Here is a 9,710-nt window from a genome sequence, read left to right on the forward strand (position 1 = left end):
CGCCCCGTTCGAGGAGTGTCACCTGACCCTGAACAAGGACGATCCGGGCACGCTCCGCGGTCGTGAGCCGGTTCCCGGATATCCCGGCACGACGTATCACCAGCTCGCGGTGCAGCTCGCCGTCGAACACACCACCGCGCTGTACCGGGAGGTCCGCGGTCTCGTCGCCGGTTCCGTCCCCGCCGGTGTCGACGGCGAGTGCGTCGCCGACAACCTGTTCCGGGCCGCGCAATTCGCACCCTGCGCGGTCCCGGCTCCCACTCCCGTTCTTCCCAAACGTGTTTCGGGTCAGCCGGTCGGCGGTCCGCCGAGTCCGCCGGCATAGGGGCGAGACCGGCTGCACCGGGGCAGGGCCCCGGCATCCACCTCTCACCTCATCGCTGCCACCGCGGCCGGGGTGAGACTGTCCAAGCCGGGCAGCACGAGTCCTGCGAGGGCGAGCGCATCCGGGTCGGGTGGGTACCGGGGATGGGGAATCGCGATCACCCGCATGCCGGCCGACGCCGCCGACCGCAGCCCGTTGCTGGAATCCTCCACCGCCGCACACCGAGCCGGGTCCATCCCGAGTCGCTCGGCCACCGTCAGGTAGATGTCGGGTGCCGGCTTCCCACGCGCCACACCTTCGGTGGACAGCGCCACGGTGAACACGTCTCCCAGCGCTGCGGCGTCGAGCACGCCGTCGATCAGAGCCTGCGGGGACGAGCTGGCCAGCCCGAGCGGCCACCGCGCCGCCATCGCGCGCACCGCCTCGACCGCACCCGGAATCAGCGGCAGCCGGTCGGCGTAGCGAGCGCCCATGCGATCGATGACCAGCGCTGCCACGTCGTCGGGCGGCAGGTCGACACCGAGACCGTCGCTGAGATACCTCGACCACTCCGGGGTACTCATGCCCATCAATCGGCTCTGCGCGTCGGCAGTCCACCGACCCCCGTGCTCGGCCACGACCTGCCGGCGCACCTGCTCCCACAGCGGTTCGGAGTCGACCAGCACACCGTCCAGGTCGAACACCACCGCTTCCACACCGCCGATATCGGACACAGGCCCAGTCTCGGCCACACTCGTCCGCAGGCACGACACCGACACGCAACCGATCGGCGGACGGATCCGGCGCCCCCGGCCGGATGCCCGTGAGCGCTGCCGACGGGGCGAGGATGTGCTCGTCGCGCCCCTCGTCCGCCTCCTGCGGATCACGCATTCGGCGCCGCACCGGCGCGTATCGTTCTCCGATGTACGCACGTGCTCGTCGTGAGGGGGACGACCGTGAGCGAAACCGTAGGTCTGGTGGTATCCGGCGCGGGCGCCCGGGGCGCGTACGAGGCCGGAGCTATCGCATCGCTGCTGCCGCACCTGCCGAGGTCGGAGCACCCCCCGATTCTGGTGGGAACCAGCGCCGGCGCACTGAACGTCGTCGCGTTGGCCGCCTTCGCCGGGGACGGGTACAAGGCCGCAACCCACAGGATCGTGAGCCTGTGGTCGACGGTGGGACTGGACGACGTCTTCGGCCCCGTGGGGACGCTGGTCGGCACGGGCCTGCGCTACCTCGGTCAGGCCGCCGGTCTGGACGTCACGCTACCGAGCCTTCTCGACACCGAGCGCATGCACGACCTGCTGGACTCTCTCATCTGCTGGGAGGACCTGCACGCCAACATCCGCAGCGGCGCCATCGGGGCGGTCGCGGTGACCGCAACGTCGGTCGCCACCCGCGGCACCGTGGTCTTCGTCGAGAAGCACTCGTCTGTGCCGCTACCTCCCTACGACGAACATCGCAACATCACCTACGTCGAAACGGAACTGACCGTCGAGCACGTGCTGGCATCGGCGGCGGTGCCGGTGCTGTTCCGGCCCGTCCGGGTCACCGAACCGGCGGCGTGGGCAGGCTGGTACGCCGACGGCGGTCTGCAGCTCAACACCCCGCTGAAACCGGCCCTCGCCTTCGGCGCGGACACCCTCGGAGTCGTCGCGACCCAGCCGCGACACTGGATCGAACGGCCTGCCGCCGACCTCGTGCCCTGCGACGACGAACCGCCCGACGTATTCGGTGCCGCCGCGCTGATCCTGCGCGCCCTCCTCTCGGACCGCATGATCGAAGACCTCCACCAACTCGAGGTCCGTAACGACCGGCTGATGCGCATCCGTGCAGCCGGAGTGGACAGCGCGGACGTGACATCGGATCGGGAGATCCGGGTGCGGTTCGCGGGCCCGTCGCTCGATCAGGCGTACGACCTCGGCCGGCTCGCGTACGACGTGTACAGCAGGAAGGCCGCGGGCGTCGGCGGTCTGCGCCATCCGTGGCTGTCGGTCCTGGGTCGCCTCGCCGGGGGAACACGCGAGGACCACGGCGACCTGCTGAGCTTCCTGCTCTTCGACCCGGACTTTACTTCCGCCGCAGCCGAACTCGGAATCGCGGCAACTCACGAATGAGCGCGGCCCGAGCGAATGTATCGCTCACCTCGGTAGTCCGACGGAACGATACATTCGCTCGCCTGTGGCGGCGCGGGTGAAGCAGCGAGCGCAGCCGCGCCAGGTTACCGACTGCCCGTCAGCAGCACCTTGAGCGCACCGGTCTCACCCGCGCGGCCGAAGACGTCGTAGGCCTCCTCGAACTCGTCGAGTGCGAACCGGTGGGTGATCATCGGCGAGGTGTCGAGTTTGCCGCTGCGGACCAGGCCGATCAGGGTCGGCGTCGAGTAGGTGTCGACCAGGCCGGTGGTGATGGTGAGGTCCTTGATCCAGATGCTCTCCAGGTGCAGGGTGGCCGGCGCGCCGTGGACGCCGATGTTGGCGACATGGCCGCCCGGCCGGACCAGCTCGACGGCCTGTTCGAACGTCGCCGGCACTCCGACGGCCTCCATGGTGACGTCGGCGCCGAGGCCGCCGGTGAGGTCGCGCACCACCGCGGCGACGTCGTCGCGCCCGCCGTTGACCACGACGTCGGCGCCGAACGCCTTGGCGGCCTCGAGTCGGCTGTCGGCGAGATCGACCGCGACGACGTGGCTCGGGCTCAGCAGCCGGGTGGCGAGGATCGCGGCGAGACCGATCGGTCCGGCGCCGACGATGACGACGACGTCGGCGGGCCGCACGCATCCGTTGAGCACGCCGACCTCGTAGGAGGTGGGCAGGATGTCGGCGAGCATGAGCATCTGCTCGTCGCTCACGCCCTCGGGTACACGGTGGGTCGAGTTGTCGGCGAACGGGACTCGCACGAGTTCGGCCTGGGTGCCGTCGATGAGGTGGCCGAGGATCCAGCCCCCGCCCCCGAGGCACTGGCCGTAGCGGCCCTCGCGGCAGAAGCGGCAGCGCCCGCACGAGGTGATGCACGAGACGAGGACCCGGTCGCCGGGCGCGAGGTTCTGCACGCCCGGCCCGACCTCGACGACGGTGCCGACGGCCTCGTGCCCGAGGATGCGCCCGTCGGTCACCTCGGGGACGTCGCCGCCGAGGATGTGCAGGTCGGTGCCGCAGATGGTGACCGCGTCGACGCGGACGATCGCGTCGGTGGGGTCCTGGATTCGGGGGTCGGGAACGTCCTCCCAGACGCGCTTGCCCGGACCGTGGAACACCAGTGCCTTCATTGCTTCGGCCCTTTCGCCGATGGGTGTCTGCCGGTCTCAGCGTCCCATCGTTCGCGCCCGTTCGGAACGGGTCCTTGGACCTCGAATCGGACGGGGGGATGTCACACCGGGTCGGTCAGTGGCCGGAGACGATCGTGAGCCGGTCCGGGGCCGCCTCGACCAGCGCCTCGGGGGTGCCGTACCCGTCGACCTCGACGACGGGTGCCCGGTCGACGGTGGCACGGACGACGGCGCCGTCGGACATGAAGACGATCAGGCCCTGCCCCGCGGTGTCGGGGAGGTTCTCCCACACGGTGCCCGTCAGGCCGAGATCCCGGTTGATCGAGCTCATCAGCAGGGGCAGCGAGAAGCGGTACATGCGGTCCCACGACCCCGGCGACAGACCGGCGTCCTCGGCCACGGAGGCGAGGGTGCGGGGTTCGCCCGTCAGCAGGACCGTGTCGAACTCCGCCTCGAGGATCGGATCGTCCTGCACCCGGACCGTGCCGCCGGACCCGCCGCAGCCGGCGACGGCGAGCACCGTCGCCGCCAGGAGCATCCCCGACCTCCGGGCCGTGCACGCCGGCACCGTGGGTCTCGGCACCGTGCATCTCGGCGCCGTGCATCTCGGCGCCGTGCATCTCGGCGTACTGCGCAGCACCCGTTCACCCCCAGTCGATTTCGCTCGAGAACGCGTGAAAGCTACAGCACCGCCCGCACGAGAAGCAGTGCCGTCGGGCGACGTCGGAATCACCGAGGAGCTGGGCTGTGACAGCTGACAATCGACGCGCGGGCGGCCTCACTCCCGCGCGGTGAGCTCCGCGATGTCGCCCCTCAGCTCCGACCGGAGCGAACCCATCAGCTCTGCCGCGATCCCGAACTGGTCGCCGACGAAGTGGGTGTTGTCGGCGGACAGCTCCCGCGCTCCCGATCGGCCGATGAGGGAGTCGATCCGCTCGTCGAGGCTCGCGGTGCGGGCCTCGACCTCGGCCGTGCGCAGCTGGACCTCGGCGACGGTGAGCAGTTCGCCGATGCGGGCCAGTGCCGCCACCCGGTCGAGAAGCTGATCCCACACCGGTGCGAGCGCGGCGATACGCGCGTCGACGGCCGCGCGAGCGGACGGCGCCGCGCGCCGGGCGTCGGCGAGTTCGGCGAGCAGGCCCCGCAACGTCACGGCGTCCACGGCGATCTGCGTCAGCTCGTCGGCGAGATCGAGCTGGGACCGCTGCACCGCGAGGTGGTCCGACCGCCAGGCCGTGGAGCCTTCGATCCGGTCGAACAGGGTGCCGGCGAGGAACAGCAGGGTGTCGTACCGGTCGACGAAGTGATCGTCGCCGTCGGGCACCTGCCGGCCGAGGGCGTCGGCGGCGCGACGTCCCACCGCGGCCGCCGCGGTGCCGTCGGACCAGCGCGTCACCCGGTCCACGGCCACGCCGAGCACGGCGCCGCGCACCTGATCGGTCGTTCTCTCGGGGATCGGCGCGGGCGTGCGCTGCAGCGCCGCGAACAGGGCGTCACGCTGGTGCGGGTCGAGGTGCACGCCGTCGCGCCGTTCCCGCCGCACGGCCCGCACGCCCTGCGCGTAGTGCCGGCCGGACACGGTGAGCGTGTAGTGGGCGTTGCGCAGCCGCTTGGCCAGCTCCCCCGCCCGGTACTCGAACACCAGCCGGGCGGCGCCGGGGCGCAGGTCGGCGGCTCGCACCGTGAGGCGGGCGTGCTCGTCCGTGAGATGGCGCAACGCGCCGAACCCGCCGAGCGTGGGCAGGCCGCGGCCGATCCGGCGGCGCCGGGCCAGGATGTCGCGGGTCTCGTCGTCGAGGTGGCCGGCGGCCAGGCAGAGAGCGGCGGCGTCCGACAGCGGGGCGTGCCGGCCGTCGAGCCGGTGCTGCTCGCACCAGCGGCGCACCTGCGCGGCCATCCGCTCGCGGCGCTGCTCGGCCGGTTCGAACCCGACCGGGAACTGCGGGTCGTCGGACATCGGGACCTCCTCGTGGCGTCCGGACCCCTCCACTGTTCCAGAAATCCCGGGACCGCGACGGGAGCGCCGGTCAGGCGAGGAACTCGGTGACGGCGTCGACCGCGGCGCGCTGGGCCCTGCCCTGCCCGGCCGGGGTGCCGCCGAAGGCGATGCCACCGCTCCACTGGGCGTCGCCGGGGAACATGCCGAGGCGGATCAGGTGGCCGGCGCCGTCGACGGACAGGTGCCGGTCGCGACCGTCGCCGCGCCGGGCGAGCAGGGCGCCCGCCATGTCCGTGGCCGGCCACAGCTGGTCGTCGGTGCCGGTGATGCACAGGATCGGGGCGTCGATCTTCTCGGACCGCAGGTGGGCGGGGTCGGGCGCGTCGCGCAGTCCCGCGCGGTAGGCGTCGGACAGCCGCAGCAGCGACGGCCGGTGCCGGGCGACGTCGCGGCCGGCGCGCCAGGCGTTGCGGATCATCTGCGGCATCAGCGCGGAGCTGGGCAGCGGTGCCCAGGGCTGTGGCGCGCCGCCCAGGGTCCACGACGGAGTGTCCGGGATCTCCCCGTCCGGCCCGAGTCCCTGCCACGAGACGGAGCTGGGGCTGACGAGCACCAGCGCCCGCAGCGACGTGCCGTCGGCCGCGACGGCGGCGAGAAGGCCTTCGGCGCCCCGGGAAATGCCCACGGCGGCAACGTTGTCGGTGTCGATCTCGGGCAGGGCGGCGAGGTGGCGCAGCGCGCCGGTGAAGCGCTCGAGCGGTACGGACGCGACCTCGGTGTTCTCGTCGAGCCACGAGTAGGCGAGGGCGACGTGGCCGTGGGAGGCGAGGGCGGCGATGGTGGCGCGCTGGGAATCGACGCCGCCCTCGGATCCGCCGACGCACAGCACCGCCGGCCATCCGCGCAGCGGAGCCGGGCCGTCCGGGCGGGCGAGCAGACCCGGCCGTCCGGCGACGTCGAGGTTTTCGACGGTCACGCCGGGCGCGGCGTCGGTGCGGATCACCGTGCGTCGCGTGGTGTGCGGGCCGTCGGTGACGGTGAGCGTGACCGGCCACCGGCCGGGCGGGGGGACGAACAGGTCGGGTACGCGGTCGGGCTCGTCGAACCGCATGTCCCACAACGGTTCGTCGACGACGTCGCCGCTGCCGTCGTAGCTGCGGTGCGACCGCCAGCGGGCGCCGGACATGTCGGCGCCCTCGGCGGTGACGGTGATCGTCGCGTCGGGCCGCGACCCGGCGAGGGTGAGGCGGAACGGCTCGTCGTGCCGCGACTGGCGCGGCACGACGAGGTGCACCCGGGGCGAGTCGAGGTCCGGGGGTGGTGCCGTCGGGGACGCGGGTTCGGGGCTCGGGTTGGCGGTGGCGGCGAGCGCGGACTTCGTGTCGAACCACTTGGGAAACAGGGCCGAAACCAGTCCGGCGGCACCCAGGACGACGAAGGGGACGACCCAGTAGCCGACGACGGAGAGCGCGTCGGTCTCGTCGCGGACGGTGGCGGAACCGTCGACGATCGGCGGGATCAGCGAGGACACGGTCATCACGGCGAACGCGGCCGCCCACATCCACGTCATCGCGGTGGTGATGTACCGGAAGCCGCCGGATGCCGCGGTCGCGGGATCGACTGTCTCGACGGCGTATTCGCGCACGAACGGTCGTCCGGCGAGGATGCCGCCGAGGACGACGAGCAGCAGTCCGAGATTGCCGACCGGCTGCAGCCAGCGTTCGAGGACGGCGTCGTCGAGCGTGAGCGCGGCGATCAGCAGCAGCGCGAAGACGACGACGGTGCCGACGTCGAGGGAGCGCCACGGCTTTCCGCGCACCCGCTGTACGAGGGGGCCGGCGGCGGCGAGCGCGAGGGCGGCGGCCACGGCGGTGACGAACCCGGTGTTGCCGACGAGGATCCAGTACACAATCCACGGCGCGAATCCGACGACGAGGGACATTCGCGGATTGTCTCCCGCCTCCCGCCGCCGTGGGGGTGCTTCCGCGATACGCCTCAGGAGTTCACGGGAACGAAGATCACGGTTCGCACTTCCTCGGCGGGGGTGCCCGGCGGGCTCCAGTACTCCTCCCACGCGGTGCTCAGGTCGAGGTCGTGCCCCTCGCGGGCGGCCCAGGCGGCGAGGGCCTCGTAGGTGTGCTCGAGCGTGTCGTAGGGACCGAGGTGGGTCTCGGTCGCGACCTGGCCGGCGGGCAGGTCGATCGGGACCACGTGGCCGTCGCCGTCGATCCGGGTGGCGACCTCGAAGCCGGCGGCGCCGTCGAAGCCCTCCCTGGTGAAGTTGCGGTAGTACGCGACGGCCGGGCCGGCCGGCGACGTGCCCGCGCCGGCCAGGTACTGCTCGACGGCGCCGTACGCCTCGCCGAGGTGCTCACCGATGTGCGCCACGTCGGTGCTGAACTCCACGGCGGCCAGATGCCTGGCCGGTGCGTGCACGATCTCGGGCATGCGTCCTCCCCTGTCGAAGCCTGGGGCCACGATAGGCGATTCACACTGCCGATTCGTGAACTTCCGGAGACATCGAGCGCCCGGGCTGTGCGGGGGTTGCCGGCGGCCGAATGTCACATCCGGTCGATGCAATCGAATCGATGTGACATTCGGCCCGCACACACGAGCGCTCCGACTACCGTGACAATCGTCACAGCACCGGCCGGACCGCAGCGACCCTCGTCGCGGCGGCGCGACGGGTCCCGCAGCCGGCGGCCCGTGTCCGCTTCGACCCGTTCGCGGCGTCGATGCCGGTCCGATGCTGGACAATTCACGTAGCCGACGGCGCTCGCGGACCCGGCATCGTGCCGCGCGAAAGACCAACGGCCCGAATGTTACTGCCCGGTGTTACCCGGCGGTATTCCCGGGCCCGCCGAGGCCGGGCCCCGGAATCATCCCCCATTTCGATCGTAATCGACTGTCCGCCAGCAGTTCCCGCGCGCGAGGCGGAGAGGGAGCGGCAAACCCCGCCCTGCCGACCACAAAACGTGACAAACCCTCATGTTTCCTTCATGCTGTTAGCGGAAGGATCGTCCCCACCGGGGGGCACTCGGCCGTCGACGACGACGGTCCGCGGGACGAGGCCGACCGCCTGTCCGCCGACACCCAGGCATCCGCCGGGCCAGTCGGTGCACACGTCCGCACGCATACGCCGACACGAGGAGCCGACCGATACATGTTCTTGCTCGCGTTATCAACCCGTGACGCGGGCCTCGACATCGGTTAACTTTTTTCACTCACTGGCGAGAAGCTTCGACGAGCGTCGCACGAGCGCGCACAAACCTGGAGAACGGTGGCAACGAGTATGTTCAAACGGATCGCGGTGGTCAACCGAGGTGAGGCGGCAGTACGCCTCATCAGAGCAGTCCGGGAGCTCAACTCCGAGCACGGCTACGACATCAAGACGATCGCCCTGCACACCGAGGCCGAGCGGCGGGCCATGTTCGTCCGCCAGGCCGACGAGGGCGTCACCCTGCGGCCGTCCACCACGGCCGCCACCCCCTACCTCGATCACGCCGAACTCGAGCGCGCCCTCCTCGAAGCGAAGGCCGACGCCGTGTGGGTCGGCTGGGGCTTCGTGGCCGAGGATCCCGCGTTCGCCGAGGTCTGCGCCCGCCTGAACATCACCTTCATCGGCCCGTCGGCCGAGGCCATGCGCCTGCTCGGCGACAAGGTCGAGGCCAAGCTGCTCGCCGAGAAGGTCGGCGTGCCCGTCGCCCCGTGGTCGGGCGGACCGGTCGAGACCCGCGCCGACGCGCGCCGGCACGCCCAGGCCATCGGCTACCCGCTGATCATCAAGGCCCGTTCCGGCGGCGGCGGCCGCGGCATCCGCAAGGTGTACTCCGAGGACGAGCTCGAGCTCGCCCTCGAGCGCACCCAGGGCGAGGCCGAGCGCTCGTTCGGCGACCCCGTGGTGTTCATCGAGCGTCTCGTCACCGACGCCCGCCACGTCGAGGTCCAGGTCATCGCCGACGGTCACGGCAACGTCTGGGCGCCGGGCGTGCGCGACTGCTCCATCCAGCGCAAGAACCAGAAGGTCATCGAGGAGTCGGCCTCGCCGCTGCTGACCAAGGAGCAGGCCGACCACCTGCGCGCGGTCTCCGCGGACCTCGTGCGCGCCGCCGGGTACTGCGGCGCCGGCACCGTCGAGTACCTGTACCAGCCGGACCTGAAGATCTTCACCTTCCTCGAGGTCAACACCCGCCTGCAGG

Annotated in this window: 8 protein-coding genes and 1 pseudogene; 3 read left to right on the forward strand and 6 right to left on the reverse strand. The window is 71.5% G+C overall.

The window, feature by feature from the left end; all coding sequences use genetic code 11:
* Positions 1–325 (forward strand): annotated as a pseudogene (locus CQZ88_RS30185) (hypothetical protein); the annotation flags it as partial.
* A 44-nt stretch (positions 326–369) separates the two neighbouring features.
* On the opposite strand, the gene CQZ88_RS10900 reads toward CQZ88_RS30185, so the two are convergent.
* Complete coding sequence (locus CQZ88_RS10900) at positions 370–1,038, reverse strand: HAD family phosphatase (protein WP_006941379.1); 669 nt, start codon at positions 1,036–1,038, stop codon at positions 370–372.
* Between the two features lie 243 nt (positions 1,039–1,281).
* Here CQZ88_RS10900 and CQZ88_RS10905 point away from each other — a divergent pair, with 243 nt between their 5' ends.
* Positions 1,282–2,421 carry a patatin-like phospholipase family protein gene (locus tag CQZ88_RS10905; protein WP_081637013.1) on the forward strand — a complete coding sequence of 380 codons (1,140 nt, stop codon included), beginning with the start codon at positions 1,282–1,284 and terminating at the stop codon, positions 2,419–2,421.
* Between the two features lie 104 nt (positions 2,422–2,525).
* On the opposite strand, the gene CQZ88_RS10910 is transcribed toward CQZ88_RS10905, so the two are convergent.
* The 5 genes from CQZ88_RS10910 to CQZ88_RS10930 all read right to left on the reverse strand — a co-directional run bounded on the left by CQZ88_RS10910 (position 2,526) and on the right by CQZ88_RS10930 (position 7,959).
* Entirely contained in the window at positions 2,526–3,572 is a 1,047-nt protein-coding gene (locus CQZ88_RS10910) for a zinc-dependent alcohol dehydrogenase family protein (RefSeq protein ID WP_029542625.1), read from the reverse strand.
* Between the two features lie 115 nt (positions 3,573–3,687).
* On the reverse strand, positions 3,688–4,110 hold the full coding sequence (locus CQZ88_RS10915; protein ID WP_029542623.1) for a hypothetical protein: 423 nt from the start codon (positions 4,108–4,110) through the stop codon (positions 3,688–3,690).
* A 240-nt stretch (positions 4,111–4,350) separates the two neighbouring features.
* The gene (locus CQZ88_RS10920; RefSeq protein ID WP_006941391.1) at positions 4,351–5,529 is read right to left on the reverse strand and encodes a hypothetical protein; all 1,179 of its coding nucleotides are present in this window, start codon (positions 5,527–5,529) and stop codon (positions 4,351–4,353) included.
* A 70-nt stretch (positions 5,530–5,599) separates the two neighbouring features.
* On the reverse strand, positions 5,600–7,453 hold the full coding sequence (locus CQZ88_RS10925; RefSeq protein WP_102799742.1) for an acyl-CoA thioester hydrolase/BAAT C-terminal domain-containing protein: 1,854 nt from the start codon (positions 7,451–7,453) through the stop codon (positions 5,600–5,602).
* Between the two features lie 53 nt (positions 7,454–7,506).
* Positions 7,507–7,959 carry a GyrI-like domain-containing protein gene (locus CQZ88_RS10930; protein WP_006946883.1) on the reverse strand — a complete coding sequence of 151 codons (453 nt, stop codon included), beginning with the start codon at positions 7,957–7,959 and terminating at the stop codon, positions 7,507–7,509.
* An 844-nt stretch (positions 7,960–8,803) separates the two neighbouring features.
* Here CQZ88_RS10930 and CQZ88_RS30840 point away from each other — a divergent pair.
* The coding region (locus CQZ88_RS30840) for an acetyl-CoA carboxylase biotin carboxylase subunit family protein (protein WP_258008552.1) at positions 8,804–9,710 on the forward strand (907 nt) is incomplete at its 3' end.

This window comes from Rhodococcus sp. ENV425 (genome assembly GCF_002887785.1).
Taxonomy (GTDB): domain Bacteria; phylum Actinomycetota; class Actinomycetes; order Mycobacteriales; family Mycobacteriaceae; genus Rhodococcus; species Rhodococcus aetherivorans.